This window comes from Dactylosporangium sp. NPDC049742 (assembly GCF_040674675.1).
Taxonomy (GTDB): domain Bacteria; phylum Actinomycetota; class Actinomycetes; order Mycobacteriales; family Micromonosporaceae; genus Dactylosporangium; species Dactylosporangium maewongense.
In genome coordinates this window covers 82747-103029 of record NZ_JBFANF010000045.1, presented here as the reverse complement: position 1 = coordinate 103029, position 20283 = coordinate 82747, and the positions used below count along the sequence as shown (strand labels likewise).

Annotated in this window: 18 protein-coding genes; 12 read left to right on the top strand and 6 right to left on the bottom strand. The window is 73.9% G+C overall.

The window, feature by feature from the left end; genetic code table 11:
* The coding region (locus AB0J72_RS40240; RefSeq protein WP_363409010.1) for a hypothetical protein at positions 1–409 on the top strand (409 nt) is incomplete at its 5' end.
* On the opposite strand, the gene AB0J72_RS40235 is transcribed toward AB0J72_RS40240, so the two are convergent.
* From AB0J72_RS40235 to AB0J72_RS40225, 3 genes are all read right to left on the bottom strand, one after another.
* Positions 402–935, bottom strand: a complete 534-nt coding sequence (locus AB0J72_RS40235) for an RNA polymerase sigma factor (protein WP_363409007.1) — start codon at positions 933–935, stop codon at positions 402–404. The genes AB0J72_RS40240 and AB0J72_RS40235 overlap by 8 nt on opposite strands.
* Positions 936–955: 20 nt before the next feature.
* Positions 956–1720, bottom strand: a complete 765-nt coding sequence (locus tag AB0J72_RS40230; protein ID WP_363409004.1) for a hypothetical protein — start codon at positions 1718–1720, stop codon at positions 956–958.
* An 81-nt stretch (positions 1721–1801) separates the two neighbouring features.
* A complete protein-coding gene (locus AB0J72_RS40225) occupies positions 1802–2512 on the bottom strand; it encodes an alpha/beta hydrolase (RefSeq protein WP_363409001.1) in 711 nt (236 codons plus the stop codon).
* A gap of 49 nt (positions 2513–2561) precedes the next feature.
* On the opposite strand from AB0J72_RS40225, the gene AB0J72_RS40220 reads away from it, so the two are divergent.
* Positions 2562–3398 carry a helix-turn-helix transcriptional regulator gene (locus AB0J72_RS40220; protein ID WP_363408998.1) on the top strand — a complete coding sequence of 279 codons (837 nt, stop codon included), beginning with the start codon at positions 2562–2564 and terminating at the stop codon, positions 3396–3398.
* Here the strand turns inward: AB0J72_RS40220 and AB0J72_RS40215 are convergent.
* Entirely contained in the window at positions 3393–4334 is a 942-nt protein-coding gene (locus AB0J72_RS40215) for a DUF2690 domain-containing protein (RefSeq protein WP_363408995.1), read from the bottom strand. The two genes, AB0J72_RS40220 and AB0J72_RS40215, sit on opposite strands and share 6 nt — an antisense overlap.
* 248 nt (positions 4335–4582) lie before the next feature.
* On the opposite strand from AB0J72_RS40215, the gene AB0J72_RS40210 reads away from it, so the two are divergent.
* From AB0J72_RS40210 to AB0J72_RS40200, 3 genes are read left to right on the top strand one after another with little or no spacing between them, the layout of a single operon-like run.
* The gene (locus tag AB0J72_RS40210; RefSeq protein WP_363408992.1) at positions 4583–5347 is read left to right on the top strand and encodes a hypothetical protein; all 765 of its coding nucleotides are present in this window, start codon (positions 4583–4585) and stop codon (positions 5345–5347) included.
* A gap of 34 nt (positions 5348–5381) precedes the next feature.
* Positions 5382–6092, top strand: coding sequence for a hypothetical protein (locus tag AB0J72_RS40205; protein ID WP_363408989.1), 711 nt, complete (start codon positions 5382–5384; stop codon positions 6090–6092).
* On the top strand, positions 6086–7249 hold the full coding sequence (locus AB0J72_RS40200) for a hypothetical protein (RefSeq protein ID WP_363408987.1): 1164 nt from the start codon (positions 6086–6088) through the stop codon (positions 7247–7249). Before AB0J72_RS40205 ends, AB0J72_RS40200 begins: the two co-directional genes overlap by 7 nt.
* Before the next feature lie 162 nt (positions 7250–7411).
* Here the strand turns inward: AB0J72_RS40200 and AB0J72_RS40195 are convergent, their stop codons facing one another.
* Positions 7412–8533 (bottom strand): serine hydrolase domain-containing protein, encoded by a 1122-nt coding sequence (locus AB0J72_RS40195; RefSeq protein ID WP_363408984.1) that lies wholly within the window; start codon positions 8531–8533, stop codon positions 7412–7414.
* Between the two features lie 245 nt (positions 8534–8778).
* Here AB0J72_RS40195 and AB0J72_RS40190 point away from each other — a divergent pair, with 245 nt between their 5' ends.
* The gene (locus tag AB0J72_RS40190) at positions 8779–12537 is read left to right on the top strand and encodes a nidogen-like domain-containing protein (RefSeq protein ID WP_363408981.1); all 3759 of its coding nucleotides are present in this window, start codon (positions 8779–8781) and stop codon (positions 12535–12537) included.
* Positions 12538–12558: 21 nt separating this feature from the next.
* On the opposite strand, the gene AB0J72_RS40185 is transcribed toward AB0J72_RS40190, so the two are convergent.
* Positions 12559–13938, bottom strand: coding sequence for a hypothetical protein (locus tag AB0J72_RS40185; RefSeq protein WP_363408979.1), 1380 nt, complete (start codon positions 13936–13938; stop codon positions 12559–12561).
* Positions 13939–14102: 164 nt separating this feature from the next.
* Here AB0J72_RS40185 and AB0J72_RS40180 point away from each other — a divergent pair, with 164 nt between their 5' ends.
* From AB0J72_RS40180 to AB0J72_RS40155, 6 genes are all read left to right on the top strand, one after another.
* Complete coding sequence (locus AB0J72_RS40180; protein WP_363408976.1) at positions 14103–15905, top strand: serine/threonine-protein kinase; 1803 nt, start codon at positions 14103–14105, stop codon at positions 15903–15905.
* 147 nt (positions 15906–16052) lie between these two features.
* Positions 16053–16523 (top strand): Rrf2 family transcriptional regulator, encoded by a 471-nt coding sequence (locus AB0J72_RS40175; protein ID WP_363408973.1) that lies wholly within the window; start codon positions 16053–16055, stop codon positions 16521–16523.
* Entirely contained in the window at positions 16520–17557 is a 1038-nt protein-coding gene (locus AB0J72_RS40170; protein WP_363408970.1) for a sulfate ABC transporter substrate-binding protein, read from the top strand. The genes AB0J72_RS40175 and AB0J72_RS40170 overlap by 4 nt, the downstream gene beginning before the upstream one ends.
* On the top strand, positions 17554–18411 hold the full coding sequence (gene cysT, locus AB0J72_RS40165; protein ID WP_363408968.1) for a sulfate ABC transporter permease subunit CysT: 858 nt from the start codon (positions 17554–17556) through the stop codon (positions 18409–18411). The genes AB0J72_RS40170 and cysT overlap by 4 nt, the downstream gene beginning before the upstream one ends.
* Complete coding sequence (locus tag AB0J72_RS40160) at positions 18404–19279, top strand: sulfate ABC transporter permease subunit (RefSeq protein ID WP_363408965.1); 876 nt, start codon at positions 18404–18406, stop codon at positions 19277–19279. Before cysT ends, AB0J72_RS40160 begins: the two co-directional genes overlap by 8 nt.
* Complete coding sequence (locus AB0J72_RS40155) at positions 19276–20277, top strand: sulfate ABC transporter ATP-binding protein (protein ID WP_363408962.1); 1002 nt, start codon at positions 19276–19278, stop codon at positions 20275–20277. The genes AB0J72_RS40160 and AB0J72_RS40155 overlap by 4 nt, the downstream gene beginning before the upstream one ends.
* Positions 20278–20283 lie beyond the last annotated feature (6 nt).

Sequence of the window (20283 nt, the reverse complement as noted above, 5' to 3'; positions counted from 1 at the left end):
CGCCGCCGGTGCGCCGTCCGCGTCGGTCAGGCCCGGCCCGGCGGCCCAGCCCGCCTCACCGACGGCGTCGCGGCTGCTCGCCGGGCCGGCCGCGCCCCGGTCGCCCTCGCCGTCCCCCCGGCCGTCGCCGACGCCCAGCCTTCCCTCGGCGTGCCTGGGCGCCGTCGTCCACCGGGTGCCGGCCGACACGATCTTCGAGATCAGCCCGACGCTCTGCCTGGGCGTCGGCGCGGTCCTGGAGATCGGGCCGTCCGGGCCCGGCACGGTGCGGGCGACCCCCGAGTCGATGGTCGTCCGCACCTACGAGGCGGCCATCCACAGCTTCCGCTTCCTGCGCCCCGGCAACGTCACGATCACCGTCGACCGGCCCGAGGGCGACGACGGCACCCTGATCGTGATCGTCAGGTGAGCCGCTCCCGCAGCCGGCGCCGCCCCTCGTGGATCCGCGACCTGACGGTGCTCTCCGGCAGCGCCAGGAGCTCGGCGACCTGCCGGTAGGGCAGGTCCAGCACGTCGCGCAGGGCGACCGGCTCGGCCAGCTCCGCCCCGAGCGCCTCCAGGCCGTCGAGCAGGTCCAGGCGCGTCCCGGCGACCACGCTCGTCCGGCGCGGGTCGGGGCGGTCGGGCGGCGACGCGTGCGCCTCCCGCTCGTACCGCTGCCGCAGCCGCCGATAGGTCGACCTGGACCTGTTGGCGGCGACGGCGAACAGCCAGGTCCGGAACGCGGCCCGCCCGGTGAAGGTGCCGATGCCGGCGGCGACCGCGAGCAGGGTGTCCTGGCAGGCCTCCTCGGCGTCCTCCCGGCACGGCAGGAACCGCGCGCACAGCCGCAGCGCCTCGGGGCGCACCGCCCGCAGCAGCGCGTCCAGCGCCGCGGGGTCGCCGCCCCGGGCGCGCGCCGCGAGGGCCTCGATCGGGGTGCCGCCGTCGGTCACGGGCACCACGGTAGCCGCGGCTACCGGACGATCACGATGGTCAGCGGGCGGGTCTCGTTCGGGTTGACGACCGTCAGCCGCACGGTGCCCGCCTTCAGCAGCCGGCAGACGCGCACGGCGGCCTCGTAGCGGCAGGACATGAGCCCGGCCGGGCTCGCCGTGACGCCCTCCGGGCCGTGGTGCTCGATCCGCAGCGTGACGGCGGTCCGCAGGCAGATCGCCGCCCACGGCGGCCCGCCGTAGGAGGCGTCGAGGACGTACGTGCCGCTCGTCTGGCACTCGGTCGACGGGCGCCGGGGCGACACGGCCGCCACGACGTCGACGGTCAGCTTCCGGGCGCTCGACGTGGTGAACGTGACCGCCCCGGTGCCGACGAGCCGGCACTCGTGCGTCCCGCCCTCGTAGAAGCAGTCGACCCGCCCGGCCGGCGCGACGCCGAAGTCCCACGGCCCGTGCGGGGTGATCCGCACGACCCCGCCGACCTCGATGCACGGCCTGGGCCACGTTCCGGCCCTTCCCGGGTCGAACGTGTACAGCACCGCGCCGAGGCAGGTGTCCCGCTTCGGGGACGGCTTGCGCACCGGCGCCGGCGGCGTGGCTTGTTGCGAGGGCGGGGTGACCGCCGGTCCGGTCGTGGTGGCCACCGGACCGGTCGTGGTGGTGGCCACCGGACCGGTCGTGGTGGCGGCGGGCGGCGGTGTGGTCAGCGCCGGTACCGGCGTTGCTGCGGTGCAGGCCGCCACCGGCAGGACGATCAGGGCGGCGTACAGGCGGATCCAGCGCATGCGGGGCTCCTTCGACGGAAGCGGGTGTCGAGGAGTTGGTCGCCGCCGGGCGTGGGGTCTGTCCGCCGCCCGCGGTGTCGGTTAGGCGACAGCGGCGAGCAGCCGGTCCGGGGCCTCCAGCTGCGGCAGGTGCCCGGCGCCCGGCAGCAGCGTGAACCGGGCGCCGGGGATGGCCGCGGCGTAGGCGCGGCCGTAGGCGGGCGGGGCGATGCCGTCGGACTCGCCCCACACCACGTGCACCGGCAGGTCGACCGCGGCGAGCCGGTCCCGCAGGCCCGGGTCGGTCATCGACATCCGGGTGTACGCGGCGAGCGCCGCCAGGTCGGGCTTCGGCCGGCTCGGGTCCGGCGGGAAGCGCGCCGGGTCGTGGAACGACAGCTCGGCCAGCCCCGCCGGGCTCAGGCCGGACACGTCGGCGACCGGGTGCTCCGGCACGTCGAGGCCGACCGCGTTCACCAGCACGACCCGGCCGACCCTCGGGCTGTGCAGCAGCGCCAGCTCGGCGGCGACCCAGCCGCCGATCGAATTGCCGAGCACCGTCACGTCCCGGAGGTCCAGGCGGTCGAGCAGGCCGGCGTACCGCTCGGCGAGCCCCGCGACGGTGGTGAGGTCCGCGGGCCGGGGCGTGCCCGCGAAGCCGGGGTGCGTCGGCACGATCACCCGCGCGTCCCGGGCCGCGGCGAGCAGCTCGGCGAAGGGCAGCATCGAGTGCGGCCCGGCGCCGCCGTGCAGGAGCAGGAACGGCCCGGCGCCCGCGCCGAGCTCGAGGAAGGTCACGTCGTCATCGGTCACCGGCCCAGGATTCGGTCCCGGAGCGGACAGCGGGAGAGGATGGTCCATCGTGGGACCCGCACCAACACCCAGCGCCGCCCGTCGCGCCGCCCTGGCGGACTTCCTCCGGACCCGCCGCGCGGCGCTGCGCCCGCAGGACGCCGGCCTGGACCCCGGCCCGGGCCGGCGCCGCACGCCGGGCCTGCGCCGCGAGGAGGTCGCGCAGCTGTCCGGCGTGGGCCTGTCCTGGTACACGTGGCTCGAGCAGGGCCGCGACGTCGCGCCGTCCGCGCAGGTGCTGCTCGCGCTGAGCCGCGCCCTCGCGCTGACCCCGTCGGAGCGCGACCACCTCTTCCTGCTCGCCGCCGTGGCCCCGCCGCAGCCCGGGGACGGCCCGGTCGACGAGGAGACGGCCGCGTTCGTCGACGCGCTGCTGCCGCACGTCGCGTTCGTGCTGGACCCCCGGTTCGACGTGGTCGCGCACAACCGGGCCGCCGAGATCATCATGTCCGGCCTGGTCGCGCCCCCGGCGGGCGGGCGGCGCAACCTGCTGCTGTGGCTCTTCGACCCGGCGGGCTGGGACACCGGGTCGCCCGCGTGGCAGCGGACCGCCCGCGCGAACCTGCTGGACTTCCGCAGCGAGCACGCCCGGCACCCCGGCGACCCCGCCTCCGTGGCGCTGGTCGAGGAGCTCACCGCCCGCAGCCCGTCGTTCCGGGACTGGTGGGCCGGGCACGACGTGCGGGTCCTGGAGCCGTCCCGCAAGCGGATCCCGCACCCGGTGCTCGGCGACCTCGCGTTCCTGTCGGTCCAGAGCCGCCCCGCCCACGCGCCGTGGCTGCGCCTGCGGATCCTGGTGCCCGCGGACGACCGTACCCGTGCGGTGATCGAGGACCGCCGGCTATGACGGCTGGAGGCAGGGGGTCTCGGCGGTGGCGAGCGGGGCGGCGGTCTGCGGGGCGGTGATCTCGACCGACACCGTGACGCAGCCCCGGCCGGTGCCCAGGACGTTGCCGAAGACGCTGAAGACCTGGGGCGGGACCATGTACGGGTAGTCGAACCCGCTCGTCCCGCCGTCGGCGGGGCGGGTGGCGCGCAGCCGGATCGTGGCGCCGGTCGGGACCCGCTCGGTGGAGACGAACAGCGGCCACGCGGCGTGGCAGTGCGGCGAGAACCGCAGGGTGAGGCTGCCGTACGGCGGCTGGGACGCGTCGCGGTCCGGGACGGGCACGGTGCGGGCGCTGACCGCGTCGAGCTGGCAGCGCTGCTCCTGCGGGTCGCTGCCGTCCGCGGCGGCGGACCCGGCCGCCGATGCCGCCCCGGAGGCGTTCGCGGCGGGTGTACCGGACGCGCCGGCGGACGGGGAGGTCGCGGGGCCGGACGTGAACGCGCCGGTGGCGGCGGCGACCGCGACGACCAGCGACACGACCAGGGCGGCGATCCCGACCGTCAGCGCGATGGGGCCACGGGCGGGACCGTCCGGGGATCCGGGCGAGGCGACCACGTCGGCCGGCCCGGGCGGAGCGACGGCGGCCGTGGCCGGCTCGGGAGGAGCGGTGGCCGGCCGGTGCAGCAGGTCGTGCTCGCGGCGCCAGCGCTCGCGCCACTCCCGGTCGTCGCCGCCGCAGGCCCGCACGAACGCGAGGGTCAGCTCCTGCGACGGCAGCCGGTTGCCGGACAGCACGCCCGCCAGCGCGGTGTGCGAGTAATGGCTCGCGCCGGCCATCTTCCGCAGCGACGGCTGGCCCGCCCCGCGGCGCAGCTCGGCGAGATCGGCGACGAATTCGGTGAGCCGGTCCTCGGCCGACGGCGGCCCGCCGGAACTTCCGTTTTGACCCGTCATGGACGCTCCCTGCCGTGTAAAGCCTGGTGTCAACCTGCGTCAAGCCCGTGCTTTCCAACCGTGCACACGGGAAAGATCGGGCCGGTATCGAATGCCCGCTTGATTGTCGCCGGTCAATAGGATCTCACGCTTCGCGTGGCGCCGCGCATGTATCCGAATGGCTCGAATGAACACCCGGCCCGGGGATACCCGGATCGCCGGCCGCCGTCCTGCGCGCATTCTTCAGCGTTCGACCAGGGAGGTTCCGCGTGCACCATCGCAAGGTCAGAGCGATCCTGCTCGCCCTCGGCGTCACCGTCGCGCTGCTCGCCGGCACGGCGGCCCCGGCGGCGGCCGGCATCAGCGGGTACAGCGTCACCGGCACCGGCGGCGCCGGGCTGCAGGTGCGCACCAGCCCCTACGACGCGGGCGCGTCCGCGGTGGCCGTGCTCGGCGACGGCACCCCGTTCGTCGCCGAGTGCGCCGTGCGCGGCCGCAACATCAGCGGCAACACGGTCTGGCACCAGATCAGCTCGCCGGCCGTCGGCTGGATCAGCGACTACTACACCAACACGCCCGGCTTCAACCAGTACCTCCCGGGCGAGCCCGAGTGCGGCGGGCCGCCGCCGACCGGCACCCGCGAGGACCGGGCCCTGGCCTGGGCCAGGTCGGTGATCGGGCAGGCGTACACCAACGGCGACCTCGGCGACTCCAACCACGCCTGGGACGGCTGGTGCGACAACTTCGTCGGGCACGCCTACGGCCGCGCCGCCAGCGGGTACGCGTCCGCGATCGTGCACTACAACAGCCTGTACAACCGCGGCCTGATCCACACGACGGGCACCCCGCCGGCGGGCGCGCTGGTCTTCTTCAACAGCGCACCGATCAACGGCTACTTCGGCCACGTGATGCTGTCCGAGGGCAACGGCAACTACATCACCTCCGCGCCGACCGTGCGCCGCGTGAACCTCAGCTGGCCGGGCGCTCCCTACATCGGCTGGTCCTACGCCGACCCCGAATGGGCCGGACGCTAGCTCCCCCTCGACAGACCCCCTCGAAAGGAATGCGATGCGTCGCCTCCTGTACCCCCTCGTGGCACTCCTCGCCGCGGCGCTGACGCTGGTCGTGCCCACCGCCGCGCACGCCGCGACCGGCATCGACCTGTGCGCGCAGACCGGCTACGCGGCCGGGTTCCGCGGCAACTCCCTCGTCACCGCCGTCGCCATCGCGATGGCCGAGTCGTCGTGCAACCCGTCGGCGTCCGGATACAACCCGGCCGGCCAGGGCTGCCCGAACGGCTCGACCGACCGCGGGCTGTGGCAGATCAACAACTGCTGGCACCCGGAGGTCAGCGACACCTGCGCGTACAACGCCCAGTGCAACGCCAACGCCGCCTACACGATCTCCTACAGCGGCACGTACTGGCAGCCGTGGTCGACCTACAACAACGGCGCCTACAGCGGCTACCTGTCGGCGGCGCAGGCCGCGGTCAACCGCCTCGGCAACCCGCCGGGCAACGTGACCGGCACGATCCTGGCCAGCCCGTCGCTGAACATCCGGTCCGGCCCGGGCACCGGCTACGGCTCGGTCGGCTCCGCCGCGTACGGCGCCGTCGTGAACATCACCTGCTACACCTTCGGCGAGTACGTCGGCGGCGGCTACTGGCCGTCCTCCACGTGGGACCGGATCACCAACCCGGCCACCGGCGCCACCGGCTACGCGGCCGACACCTGGATCTCCACGACGTACGACGTCAAGACCATGGTGCCGCAGTGCTGAGGCGTTCCTTGGCCGCCCTGGCCACCGCCGCGCTGCTCGGCGCCGTCCTGGTCGCGCCGCAGCCGGCCACGGCGGCGGAGTACGTCAGCAACGGCACCTTCTCCGGCGGGACGGCGAGCTGGAACATGCCGACCGGCGGCGGGGCGGCCGGCACCGAGACGTGCTGCGCCGACCCGCCCGGCGGGGTGCCCAACGCGTTCTTCCACCCCAACGGGCAGGGCAGCGGCACGAGCCTCAACGCATACCTGGCGAGCTGGCAGAACATCGCCGGCGCGCCGTCCGGGACGTATACGCTGAGCGCGAAGGTCCGCGGGTCCGGCGGCGTGCAGCAGTCGTTCGTCCAGGCCGACAACGGGCTGTTCGACAGCACCTACTGCCGCTCCGCGCCCACCAACACCGGCTCGTGGATCACCGTGTCGTGCTCGTTCGCCTACACGGCCGGCAGCACGCTGCACGTCGCGATCGCCACGTCGAACCTGCCGGCCACCAACGGCGGCTGGGTGGCGTTCGACGACGTGTCGCTGACCGGCGGTGGCGGCGAGAACCCGCCGTACGACCTGGCGACGTACGTCATCCGGGCCGACGGTGCCGACAGTACCCCGCACCACATGAACACGGGCGAGAACAACCAGCTGCAGTACTCCGGCGGCCGCTACTACCAGGTGAAGAACGCGCACTGGGAGGAGCTCTGGGCGACGTCGACCGCGATCTACCGCTTCCGGGACACGTCCGACCCGAACACCTACTACGGGCTCTACACCAGCGGCGGCGCGCAGGGCGACCTGTGGATCGGCCGGTACGTGTCGCCGGGGTACTCCCTGGTGCGCAGCCCGTCGATCAGGGTCTACAACAAGAGCAACTGCGGCGCCGCGCCCGGCTGGGGCACGGATCCGTCCAGGATCGTGTTCATGCAGTACTTCGCGTCGTGGACCAGCCCGTCGGGCGTGACCCTGAGCAACGTGATCTGGCTGCAGTCGCAGCACACGTTCAACGGGGTCTACAACCGCTGGGAGGACTACTACTACGCGAAGGGCCTCGGGCTCGTCGCCTTCTACGGCTACGACTACCAGCTGCCGGGCTCCGGCCCGACGTTCCAGGGCTGGATCGACAGCACGTCCGCCGCCACCCCGGTCCGGGAGAGCGTCTGCACCCCGTGACCGTCTGACCGGCCGGCGGCGGGCGGGTTCCCGGCCCCGCCGCCGGCCGCGTCGCGGGGGCTACACCGGGGGCAGGACGTAGGTGCCGTAGGCGGACCAGTTGCCGTTCGGTCCCCTGGTGAATGCGCCATTTCCGCTTGTACGCCACGCATGCGGCAGGAATCAGGTCGATGCCGCGAGGGCGGTCCAGGCGGCGGAGACCGGGGCGAAGCCGCGCAGGTCGCCCGGGCCGCCCATCCTGTTCATGGCGTAGGCGTAGGTCGCCCGGGCGCCGAGGTCGATGACGGCAAGGGAGCCACCGGCGCCGCCCCAGTACAGCGTGTCCGGTCCGGGCATGAACGGCCCGCCGACCGCGAAGCCGAGCCCGAAGCGCACCGGCATGCCGAGGACGAGGTCGGTGCCCTCGACCTGGACCTCCAGGGCGCTGCGGCAGGTCGCCTCGGACAGCAGGCGGCGGCCCTGGGCGACGCCGCCGCAGGCGAGGACCGTGTGCACCAGGGCGACGGACCGCGCGTTGCCGGTGCCGCCGCCGGCGGGGATCTCCGCCGCCCGCCACGCCCGCGAGCCGGCCACGGCCGTGTCCAGCCGCGGGTTGTGCGCCGCGTTGTCCTGCAGCTCGGTCAGGCCGCCGGCGAACGGCTCCTCGTCCGGCGGGACCAGGTCGGCGACCCGGGGCTCCTCGGACTCCGGCAGCCCGATGTGGAAGTCCGCGCCGAGCGGCTCCGCGAGCTCCTGCCGGAACACGGTGCCCAGCGTCCGCCCGGTGATCCGCCGGACGATCTCGCCGATCAGGAACCCCTGCGTGACCACGTGGTAGCCGGAGGCGGTGCCGGGCCGCCAGAACGGCTCCTGCGCCGCCAGCAGGGCGGTCACCTTCTCCCAGTCGTACAGGTCCGCGGGCGCGAGGGGCTCGCGCCAGCCGGACAGCCCGGCGGAGTGGCTCATCACCTGCGCGACCGTGACGTCGCCCTTGCCGCCGGCCGCGAACTGCGGCCAGTACCGGGCGACCGGCGCGTGGAAGTCCAGCTCGCCCCGGTCGGCGACCAGCAGCGCCGTCAGCGCCGCCATTGTCTTGGTGATCGAGTAGACGTTGACGATCGTGTCCCGCTCCCAGGGCCGGGCCCCGGCCGCGTCGGCGTGCCCGCCCCACAGGTCGGCGACGATCTCACCGTCGGCGGTGGCGCAGAAGGACGCCCCGGCCTCGGCGCCGTCGGCGAAGTTCCGCTCGAACGCGGCGCGGACGGCCGCCAGGTCCTGCCGCACGAACCCCCGTACGCCGGTCACGGGCCGACCGTAACGCCGCCCGCGCCCCGCCCCAACCGATTTACCGGCTGAACGTTTCATCGGCCGCACGGTCGGCTAGTCGACAGATACACGTCGATGTTGACGGGGCGTTCACGGGCAGTTCACGCGGCCGCGGCTGGACGGGGTGACTTGCCGCTTCTGTCCGCATCGACCAGTTGCGATGTGTTGGAAGGCTGTCGGTGCCCGGGCACGCTGCGTGCCCCACCGACGACCGCGAGGTGACGATGAACCGAAAGCGGAGAACCCGGACGGTGGTGCTCTGCGCCGTCCTGGCGCTCATGGGCGCCTGCACGCCGGACGGCGGGCCCGGCGGGCCCCATCAGGACGCCGTCAAGCTCACCGTCCCGGCGGACACCGACCGCGGCAGCGTCGTCGTCACCGGCCGGACCTTCGCCCGCGGCGCCGTCCGCGTCGACGGCGGGGTCCTGCCGGCGACCACGTTCGCCGGGCCGGACGGGAAGTTCGCCGTCGAGGTGCTGCTGCACCCGCAGCGCGCCAACGGCCTCGACGTGCGCGCCTGGGACCCGGCGGGCGGCCGCACCGGCACCGCCCGCGCCCAGGTGCGGCAGCGGATCGCGGCCACCGCCGCCGGCCAGGTCGCCGGCCGGGTCGTCGACCCGGTCACGAAGCTGCCCGTCGCCGCCGCGGTCGTCTCGTACGGCGACCGCACCGCCACCACGGGCGCCGACGGCGGCTACGTCCTGCGCGGCCTGCCCGACGGCGGGATCGCCCTGGTCGCGAAGAAGGCCGGCCGGCTCGGCGGCCTGAGCGTCGCCCGCGTCGACAAGGCCGCCGGGACCGCGCCGGACCTGACCGTGCAGGCGCTCGCGGCGCCGGTGCGGCTGAGCCCCGACGGCGGGGTGTTCACCGGCCCCGGCTGGCGGGTCGTGGTCCCCCGCGGCGCCGTCAGCCGGCCGACCGACCTGAACATCACGCCGCTCGGCTACAGCGGCGCCAAGGACGTGTTCGGCGCGCCGATCGTCGACCTGTCACCCGACGGGCTGCGCTTCGCCAAGCCGATCACCGTCGCCGTCGACCCGTCCGTCCTCGGCCTGGAGCCGGCGACCGCCAGGATCGTCGGCGTGAACCCGGGCGGCCCGACCGCCACGGTCATCCCGTCGCGGGTCGTCGGGCGGGAGCGGGTCGTGCAGCTGTCGGTGCTCGACGGCGAGGAGATCCGCACCGAGCCCGAGCCCGGCGTCCTCAACCAGTGGGGCGGGCCGGCCGCGTACTGCACGCCCTTCGCCACCTCCGCCGACGCCGACCGGGCCGTCGCCTACCTGCGCGCGACGCTGCTGCCGTTCCTCGGCGCGGTCATCGGCACGACGTCGCGCGACCTGTGGACCAAGTACCTGCTCGGCGGCGTGCCGACCACGGCCCGCGAGACGATCACCGACGCCGCCGCGATCCGCCAGTTCCGCTGGAACGCCCCGACCATCGACGCCCGCGACAAGGTCGTCGACCAGCTCGTCGCCGCGCTCGGCGCCCCGCCGCAGCTGGCCGCCCCGGCCACCCCCACCACCAAGCAGGTGTCGGACTACCCGCCGATCGGCCGCGGGGTCGACGTCAACTTCAGCTGGCCCTACGACGTGCCGGGCAACATCGCCGGCGCGGTCGGCGGGGTGCGGCTGCCGTCCGGCTACGTCCGCGACGACCGGACCTTCACCGGCGACCTGCGCTTCGTGCCGGCCGCCGACGCCAAGGGCGTCCGGACGAAGGTCGAGCTCGTCGCCGACCTCACCATGACCGTGCAGGACTCGATCGACCTGTGCGACGGCGACCCCGGCGCCTGGCTGGAGACCAACGCCACGATCCCGCTCAGCCGCCTCGAGGCGACGCCGCTGCCGTCCGGCACCGGCACCTACGCTGGTACTTATGCGCGGCCGATCCTGTTCGAGGCCGCCGTCCCGCTGAAGGACGACCTGCTCCAGCCGAAGCGGCGCGACATCACCGCGCTGTACCCGACGAACGACAAGGACGGCGACGGCGTCCCCGACGCGCAGCCGTGGAACGGCGCCGCCTTCACCCTCGACAACTGCCCGGCGGTCGCGAACCCCACCCAGGCCGACGCCGACGGGGACGGGGCCGGCGACGCCTGCGACGAGCCCGACGACCCGGACCCGGGCGACGGCGGGCTCCCGCCCGGCGGCACCGAACCCCCGCCAGGCGGGGACGGCGGCACCACCGGCGACACCGGCGAGGGCGGCGGCCGCGGCACCGGCGGCTCCTACGGCGACCCGCACCTGGTGAGCTTCGACGGCGGCTCGTTCGGCTTCCACGCCGCCGGCGACTACGTCCTCGCCGAGTCCACAGTGGACGAATTCGCGGTCCACGGCCGGTTCGTGCGCCGGCCCGGCACCACGGCGATCAGCCTCAACCGGGCCGTCGCCGCCCGCGTCGGCACCTCGGTGATCGCGTTCGGCGACACCGCGACCGGCGAGCGCTTCGACCCGCTCGTCGCGACCCTCGACGGGCAGCCGGTCCCGCTCACCCCCGGCATGCGCACCACCCTGCCCGGCGGCGCGGCGCTCACGTTCACCACCGCCGGCGGCGCCGTCGTCACCTGGCCCGACGGCACGAGACTCGCCGCCGGGCGGTGGACCGGCGACAACATGTTCGTCACCCTCGCCGAGTCCCGCTACGGGAAGGTCCGCGGCGTGCTCGGCGACGCCGACGGCAACCCGCGCGACGACCTCACCGCCCGCGACGGCACGCTCGTGCGCGACATCCGCGACCGTGCGCAGCTGTACGGGTCGTTCGCCGCGAGCTGGCGGGTGACCGGGCCGGCCTCGCTGCTGCGCAGCGTCCTGCCGGCCGACCGGGTCACCCCGGTGGACCCGGTGGACCAGGCGTCGGTGGCGGCGCTGCCGGCCGCGGCCCGGGCGCACGCCGAGACCGTCTGCCGGGCGCTGCGGCCGGGCGCCGGGCTCGAACAGTGCGTGCTGGACGTCGGCATCACCGGCGACGACACGTTCGCCGCCGACGCCGGCGTGGTGGCGAACCGGCTGCGGTCCACGGTGGACCTCGCCGCGCTGGCGCAGACCGTGGAGACCACCACCGAGATCACCCTGGGGCAGAAGGTGACCGGGTCGCTCGACGCGGCGTTCGCGGTCGACGTCCTCACCGTCACCCTCCAGGCCGGTGACTCGGTCACGGTGTCCACGTTCGGGGTCTGCCCGGGCGACGGCACGTTCGCGGTCACCCTGGTCGCGCCGAGCGGCCGCCCGGTCGGCCGGACCCGCGGCGAGGGCTGCGGCACGCTCGGGTTCACCGGGCTGCGCGAGTCCGGCCGGTACGAGCTGCGCGTCACCGACCAGGGCGGCTTCACCGGCCGGTACGAGCTGCGGGCCGACGGCCGGCAGCTGGACCTCACCTGCAACGCCACGGAGGTCGCCCCCAACGACGACCAGTCGAGCCCGGAGGTGACCCTGCCGTTCGACCTGAACTTCCACGGCCGGACGTTCGGCTCGCTGTGGGTCAACAACAACGGCAACGTCACGTTCGACGGGCCGCTGTCGACGTTCACCGCGGTGCCGATGGACACCATCCGCACCCCGATCGTCGCGGCCTGGTTCGCCGACGTCGACACCCGCGGCGCGGGCTCCCAGCCGGTCCGCTACGGCGGCGGCACCGTCGACGGCCGGCGCGCCTTCTGCGTCGACTTCAACGGGGTCGGCTACTACGACCGGCACGACGACAAGCTCAACGCGTTCCAGCTGTACCTCGTCGACCGCGGCGACGTCGCACCCGGCGCGTTCGACATCGTGCTGCGGTACACCCGACTCCAATGGGACAAGGGTGACCTCAGCTCCGTGCCCGCCGGGGTCGGCTACTCCAACGGCACGGGGCAGCCGGGGACGTTCGCCGAGCTGCCGGGGTCCCGCACCGACGGCGCCCTGCTGGACTCGTCGCCGACGGGGCTGACCCGCACCTCGACCGGCGGCACCCAGCCGGGCGTGCACGTCCTGCCGATCCGCCCGTAGCGGCGCGGCGTCGGGGAAGCCTCAGCGCCTGACGGTGAGCCGGAGGGCGTTGAGGCGCTCGGCGGGGGTGTCGGACCACGCGCCGCCGTCCAGATCGCCGGGCGCGGTGACGCCGGCGCGGTCGAGGGCGGCGGCCACCCGGGCGGCGAGGTCGGCGGCCACCTCCCCGCCCGGGACGGTCTCCACCCGCTCGCCGAACTCGTCGGACCAGCCGAACCGGGCCGTCACCCGCTCACGGGTGAACTCGCCCTCGGCGACCATGGTCCCGGTGGAGCGGCGCAACCGCCAGCGGGCGCTGCTGGCGTACGGGTGCAGCATCGGCAGCGCGGAGCACCACGACGCGAACAGGGCCCGCAGCTCGTCCACGGTCCCGTCGAGGGTCTCCGACGGCGAGTGCCAGTAGGTCATCATGCCGTGCAGGGCCTTCGCCTGCGGCGCCTCGACGTCGGGCTCGGTGAACCACAGCTCGTCCGGGGCCCAGTCGTCCGGCGTCATCATCCACTTCTGCTTGTTGTAGATGACGTTCTCGCGCGGGCCGGTCGGCTCCGCCGTCAGCCGGATGTGCCGGCCCCACAGGGCCTCGAGGGTGAGCGTGGTGTCCTCGCCGCGCCAGCGCGCGAGGGGCATCCGGCCCTCGGAGCCGACGATCGGCGGGTGGCCGAGCACCGCGACCGCGCCGGCGAGCGCCCGGCGGAAGTCCTCGGCGACGCCGGCCTCGCCGACCGGCAGCCGCGCGCTCAGCGAGCTGATCTCGCCGTGCCCGTAGTACCCGGCGTCCCAGTCGTGCGCCTCGATCCGCTCGCCACCGGCGGCCAGGAGCTCGTCGCCGTCCGGCCGCCGGCCCTGCTCGGCGACGAGCCGGTCGAACGCGCCGCGGGACCAGTCGCCGAGCCCGCCGGCGAAGACCGCGCACAGTTGCCGCCACGCCGGTGAGGGCGCCGGCAGCAGCGTGGCCGGGTCCCGGTCGTCGGGCACCTCCTGCCCGGCCTCGGCCGCGACCGTGCGCAGCTGCGGCGCCCGCATCCCGTTGTTGTCGAACGACGTGTACGTCACCCCGGCCGGGTCGGCGAAGCCGTGCACGTCGCGCAGCGTCCGGACGATCACGTCGGCGAGCCGCCGGGCCGCGGCCGGCTCCACCGGCGCCGGGACCTCCGGGAAGCACAGGGTCACCGTCCCGTCCTCGTCCGGCTGCCACCCCAGCGCGGCGAGGTCCGCCGCCCGCTCCGGCACGTCCCGGGTGAGCATGTACACCGACGGCACGTCCAGCCGGTAGCCGCGGGTGAAGCGGATGAACTGCACGAACCCGTCGCCGCCGGAGAGGGAGATCGCCGCCTCGGGCCGCAGCGCCGCGAGCGCCCCGGCGAGCTCGTCGGCCACTTCCGGCCACCCCGCTGCTGCCATCACGCACTCCCCCCGTCGTCCGGTGACGGGTTGGAGCATAGGCGTCCGGGAGCCGGCCGCCGGTGTGAGGGCGGGTGAGCCCGGGTGAGGGCGTCCGGCAAAGCCGCCGGTGGTCGATGCGGTGGCGGTTAGACTCGCCGCAGCCCTGCCATCCGGGAGGCCTCATGGCCACTGCGCCGCAGATCCACGGCTACCGCGACCTGACGCTGATCAGCGCCCGGGGCGGGCAGGCGCACGTGTACCGGGCGCGCAAGGCGACCATGGACTCCTCCGCCGTCGCGATCAAGGTGTACCGCCGGGACCTCGACGACGCCGACCGGCGGCGGTTCCGCCGCGAGGTGCAGGCGCTCCAGGCACTGCAGGGCCGGCCGCACGTCGTGCGGCTGCTGGAGGCCGACTTCACCGCCGACGGCCGGGGCTACGTGGTCATGGACCTCTACGCCGGGTCGGTCGCCGACCGGCTGGCGGTGGAGGGGACGCTGCCTGTCGGCGACGCGCTGCGCATCGGCGCGGAGGTGGCCGAGGCCCTCACCCACACGCACGACGCGGCGGCGCGCATCCTGCACCGCGACATCAAACCGGGCAACATCCTGCTCACCGGCGACGGCGCGGCGGTGCTGTCCGACTTCGGCATCTCCGCGATCCACCGCGACGACGGCCGGTTCACGGCGACGGCGCGGATCGGCACGCTGGGGTACACGGCGCCGGAGGTGCACGCCGGGGACGCCGAGAGCGTCGCGTCGGACATCTACTCTCTCGGCGCCACCCTGCACACGCTGCTGACCGGCGGCCCGCCGGCCGGGCCGGGCCGGTCGGCGCTCGACCTGGTGCCCGAGCCGGCCGCCACGGTGCTGCGCCGGGCCCTGTCGCCCGACCCGGCGGACCGGCAGGAGTCCGCCCGGCGGCTGCGCGAGGACCTGCTGCGCGCCGCGGACCTCGTGACCACCCGGGAGTCGTCGTTCGCCAGTCCCGCGCCGGCGTCGACCAGGGTCCTGCCGGACGACCCGCCGGGGGCCGTCCGGCCGCGGCTGATCGAGCCGCCGACCACCGACCCGGACCTGGGCCGCAACATCGCCGCCGGCGTGCTCGCCCTGGCCGGCGGGCTCGGCGGGCTGGTGGTGCTCGACTGGGTCTGGTGGGGCGGCGCGCTGATCGTCGCGGCGCCGCTCGGCGTCGCCGCGGCCCTGCGCCGGGGGCTGGGCACCCGGCGGCTGTTCGGCCCGGCCGCCGCGGCGACGCTCGCCTGCTACGCGGTGCCGGGCGTGACCTACCTGACCCGCATCGGCGAGGACCCGTTCGTCAACCTCGTGATGGTCGTGTTCACGCTGGTCGCGTTCGGCGGCCAGGTCACCGCGGTGCACGAGGTCGAGCGGTACGCCCGGCAGGACATGGCGCAGTCGGAGACCGCCCGGGCCAACCAGGAGCGCGGGCAGCTCTTCGAGCGGTTCCGCGAGCGGTACTGGCTGGACGGCGGCCACCCGCCGGACTGGCTCGACGACGTGCTCGGCCCGCTGCCCGCGGCCCGGGCGATGCCCTGGCGGGGCGGCGGCACGCTCCGGTTCGCGGTGGTGTGCGACCGGAGCGTGGCGTTCGTGGCCGTGCTCGACGGCGTGCGCCCCGGCCGGTACGAGCTGAACCCCGCGAACGGGCACCCCTGCCGGGTGTTCGCCGACGGGCGGCCCAACACGTCCGTCGACACGCGGCTCAAGGATCTCGCCCGGGGCGTCGACGCCGCCGGCTGGGGCACCGCCGGGGTCAGCGCCGGCTGCGTCGTCGTGCTGACCACCGACGGCGCGCAGTCCGACGGCATCCGGCTCGCGCCGGCGCAGCTCGAGTCGACGAGCCTGACGGTCGTCGTGGCGCGGGACGCCGGGCCGGCGCTCGTGCGGCTGCTGGCGGGCGCGGACCCGCAGGTCATCGACCCCGTGCTCCTGCAGATGGTCACCGAGCGCGCCCAGCAGGCCTGACCCCCGCCCGGCACCCCGCCCGGCACCCGCTCGGTGTAACGCGACCCACACGTCTTGACACCGGTCGCTCCCCAACTATTCTATTCCTACCTACTAACTAGACAAGATAGGCAATAGGCGCCGGGGGACCGATCGGAGCACAGCGAGGTGCACATCTCTGTCCGTGCCGACTACGCGATCCGGGCGATGCTCGCGATCGCCGCGGCGGAGCCGGGCCGGATCACGGCATCGGAACTGGCGCGCAGCGAACGGATGTCCATCGGATCGCTGCAGACGGTGCTTCTCGAACTACGCCGCGTCGGGCTCGTGCACAGCCACCGCGGCACGGAGCGGGGATACGGCCTCGCCCGGCCGGCGGAAGCCGTCACGGTCGGCGAGATCCTCCGCGCCATGAACGGCGCACTGACCACGGTGCGTGGCCTGCCGACCGGGCAGGCGACGTACGACGGGGTCGGCCGCGGGTTGCGCAAGGTCTGGCTGTCGGTCGACGACGCGGTCAACGCGGTCGTCGACCGGGCCACCCTCGCCGACCTGCTCGCCGACGACCTTGAACCGGACACCGACCACCGCACCACCCCCTTGAGCACAGCCGACCCCAGGAGGACAGGTTCCCCATGAAGCACCGGATCAGAGCGACCGCCGCGCTCATGCTCGCCGCCGGCTTACTGCTGTCGGCGTGCGCGGGGACCACCAAGAAGGACGAGGCCGGCGCCGCCGGCGAGTCGACCACGCTCAACATCGTCGGCTTCGCGGTGCCCGAGGCGGCGAACAAGGCCATCGCCGCGGAGTGGAACAAGACGCCGGCCGGTAAGGGCGTCAAGTTCCAGACCTCCTACGGCGCCTCCGGCGACCAGAGCCGCGCGGTCGTCGCCGGCCTCAAGGCCGACTACGTGCACTTCTCGGTGTCCAGCGACGTGACCCGTCTGGTCGACGCCAAGCTGGTCGACCCGACCTGGAACGCCGGCCCCACCAAGGGCATCGTGTCCTCCTCGGTCGTGGTCCTCGCGGTGCGTCCCGGCAACCCGAAGGGCATCAAGGGCTGGGACGACCTGGTCAAGCCCGGCATCGGCATCGTCACCCCGAACCCGGCGTCCTCCGGCGCGGCCCGCTGGAACGCCCTGGCCGCGTGGGGTCACATCACCGCCAACGGCGGCACCGACGCCCAGGCCGGCGAGTTCCTCACCAAGCTCTTCACCAACGTCGTCGCGCTGCCCGGCAGCGGCCGCGACGCCACCACCGCGTTCCTCGGCGGCACCGGCGACGTGCTGCTCGCCTACGAGAACGAGGCCATCCTGGCCCGGCAGAGCGGCGAGAAGCTGGACTGGGTCTACCCGGACACCACGATCCTGATCGAGAACCCGGGCGCGATCCTCACCAACGCCAACCCGAAGGCGAAGGAGTGGCTGGAGTTCGTGCTGAGCGACAAGGGTCAGCGCCAGTTCGCGCTCAAGGGCTTCCGGCCGATCATCTCCGGCGTCGACACCAAGGGCGTCGAGGGCGCCATCGACCCCGCCAACCCGTTCCCGGCACCGAAGAAGCTCCTGACCGTCGACAAGGACTTCGAGAGCTGGTCGAAGCTCTCCAAGAAGTTCTTCGACGAGAAGGAAGGCCTCATCGTCAAGATCATCGCCGCCTCGGGCAAGGCCAAGTGACATCCGATACCACGGTCACGGGCCGGCCGGCGGGCAACCGCCGGCCGGCCCGGTCGGCCGTGTCCGGGCACCCCCTCACGCGCGTCTCCGGGCTCGGGCTCGGGGTCGCGATGCTGTGGTTCAGCCTCCTGGTGCTCATCCCGCTCGCCGCGGTCGTGGCGGTCGCCGGCTCCGCGGGGTGGAGCGGCTTCTGGGACGCGATCACCGCCGAGCAGACCCTCGCGTCGATCGAGCTCACCATCTTCACCTCGATCGGGGTGACGCTGGTGAACGTCGTCATGGGCACGCTCATCGCGTGGGTGCTGGTCCGGGACCGCTTCTTCGGCAAGCGCGTCCTGGAGGTCCTCGTCGACATCCCGTTCGCGCTGCCGACGATCGTCGCCGGTCTGGTGCTGCTGTCGCTGTACGGGCCGAACAGCCCCATCGGGGTCGACATCGCCAACACCCGGGTCGCGGTCTTCGTCGCGTTCCTGTTCGTGACGCTGCCGTTCATCGTGCGGACCGTGCAGCCGGTCCTCGCCGAGATCGACCAGGACGTCGAGGAGGCCGCCGCCTCGCTGGGCGCCAGCCGGTTCACGATCTTCTGGCGGGTCATCCTGCCCAGCCTCACCCCGGCGATCACCGCCGGGGCCGCGCTGTCCTTCGCCCGCGGCGTCAGCGAGTACGGCTCGCTGGTCCTGCTGTCGGGCAACCTCCCGATGCGCACCGAGGTCACCTCGGTGCGCATCTTCAGCAGCATCGAGAACGACCACCTGGAGAACGCGGCCGCCGTCGCCACCGTGCTGCTGGTGATCTCGTTCGCCGTCATCGTGATCCTCGACGTGATCCAGCGAAGGACGGTCCGCCGTGGCTGACACCCTCGTGAAACCCGCGCCCGCCGCCGAGACCGCCACCAGGACCACCGGCAAGGCCTGGACCCGCCGGCGCGGCCCGGTCACCTACCTGGTCCGGCTGGTCGTCGTGGTCTACCTCTTCTTCCTGGTGGCCTGGCCGGTGTACCTCGTCGGCCAGAACACGTTCAAGAACGGCTTCGACGACCTGCGGGCCATCCTCACCGACCCGGACATCGTGCACGCGCTGCACCTGTCGGTCGAGATCGCGATCATCGCGGTGCTCATCAACACGGTCTTCGGCGTCGGCATCTCGATCCTGCTGGTGCGCTACCGCTTCCCCGGCAAGCGCCTGCTCAACGCCCTGCTCGACGTGCCGCTGTCGGTGTCGCCCGTCGTCGTCGGCCTGTCGCTGGTGCTCGTCTACGGCGGCCGCAACGGCTGGTTCGGCCCGACCCTGGAGAGCTGGGGCCTGCAGATCATCTTCGCCGAGGCCGGCATGGTGATGGCCACCGTCTTCGTGGCCCTGCCGCTGGTCATCCGCGAGGTCGTGCCGGTCCTCGAGGAGATCGGCGAGGAGCAGGAGCAGGCCGCCCGCAGCCTCGGCGCCAACGCGTGGCAGACCTTCCGCCGCATCACCCTGCCGTCGATCAAGTGGGGCATCATCTACGGCGTCGTGCTGAGCCTCGCCCGCTCGCTCGGCGAGTTCGGCGCGGTGAAGATCGTGTCCGGCAACGTGCTGGGGCTCACCCGCACCGCACCGCTCGTGGTCGAGGAGAAGTACCTCAACTTCGACAAGGGCGGCGCCTACGCGACCGCGTTCCTCCTCGCCCTCGTCGCGGTGGCGAGCATCATCGTCGTATCCGTCCTCCGGCCGAAGGAAGACCGTTGAGCATCGAAATCGCAGGGGTCGGCAAGCGCTTCGGGGACTTCGTCGCGCTCGACAACGTGTCGGTGAGCATCCCCTCGGGCCGCCTCACGGCGCTGCTCGGCCCGTCCGGCGGCGGCAAGTCCACGCTGCTGCGCATCATCGCGGGCCTCGAACGCGCCGACACCGGCCGGGTCGAGATCGAGGGCGTCGACGCGACGGACCTCCCGCCGCAGAAGCGCAACGTCGGCTTCGTGTTCCAGCACTACGCCGCGTTCAAGCACATGTCGGTGCGCCGCAACGTCGCCTTCGGCCTGCAGATCCGCAAGCGCCCGAAGGACGAGATCGCCGAGCGCGTCGACGAGCTGCTCAAGTTGGTGCACCTGCAGCAGTTCGCCGACCGGCTGCCCGCGCAGCTGTCCGGCGGCCAGCGGCAGCGCATGGCCCTGGCCCGGGCCCTGGCGATCAAGCCGACGGTGCTGCTGCTCGACGAGCCCTTCGGCGCCCTGGACGCCAAGGTCCGCAAGGAGCTGCGCGACTGGCTGCGCCGCCTGCACGACGAGGTCGAGGTCACCACCGTCTTCGTCACCCACGACCAGGAGGAGGCCCTGGAGGTCGCCGACGAGATCGTGGTCATCAACGACGGTCGGATCGAGCAGATCGGCTCGCCCGACGACCTCTACGACCGCCCCGCCAACGACTTCGTCATGCGCTTCCTCGGCCCGGTCACCCAGCTCGGCGACGTCCTCGTGCGCCCGCACGACCTGCAGATCGCCACCACCCCGACCGGCGCGGACGACGTGACGGGGCAGGTCTCCCGGATCACCCGGATCGGCTTCGAGATCCGCATCGACGTCACGACGGCCGCCGGGCAGGACGTCATCGTGACCGTGACCCGCAACGAGTTCCTCGCGCTCGGCCTCGACGCCGGCGCCACGGTGCACCTGCGGATCGCCCCGGGCAGCCCGACGACCCCGGTGACGCCCGCCGTCGCCAAGGACCTCGCCGCGGCAGCCCTCTAGCCCTTG

Bases quoted from the DNA above. Each gene is read 5' to 3' on its own strand.
- AB0J72_RS40230 (WP_363409004.1), bottom strand. From the start codon at position 1,720: ATGCGCTGGATCCGCCTGTACGCCGCCCTGATCGTCCTGCCGGTGGCG.
- AB0J72_RS40215 (WP_363408995.1), bottom strand. From the start codon at position 4,334: ATGACGGGTCAAAACGGAAGTTCCGGCGGGCCGCCGTCGGCCGAGGAC.
- AB0J72_RS40205 (WP_363408989.1), top strand. From the start codon at position 5,382: ATGCGTCGCCTCCTGTACCCCCTCGTGGCACTCCTCGCCGCGGCGCTG.
- AB0J72_RS40190 (WP_363408981.1), top strand. From the start codon at position 8,779: ATGAACCGAAAGCGGAGAACCCGGACGGTGGTGCTCTGCGCCGTCCTG.
- AB0J72_RS40185 (WP_363408979.1), bottom strand. From the start codon at position 13,938: ATGGCAGCAGCGGGGTGGCCGGAAGTGGCCGACGAGCTCGCCGGGGCG.
- AB0J72_RS40180 (WP_363408976.1), top strand. From the start codon at position 14,103: ATGGCCACTGCGCCGCAGATCCACGGCTACCGCGACCTGACGCTGATC.
- AB0J72_RS40170 (WP_363408970.1), top strand. From the start codon at position 16,520: ATGAAGCACCGGATCAGAGCGACCGCCGCGCTCATGCTCGCCGCCGGC.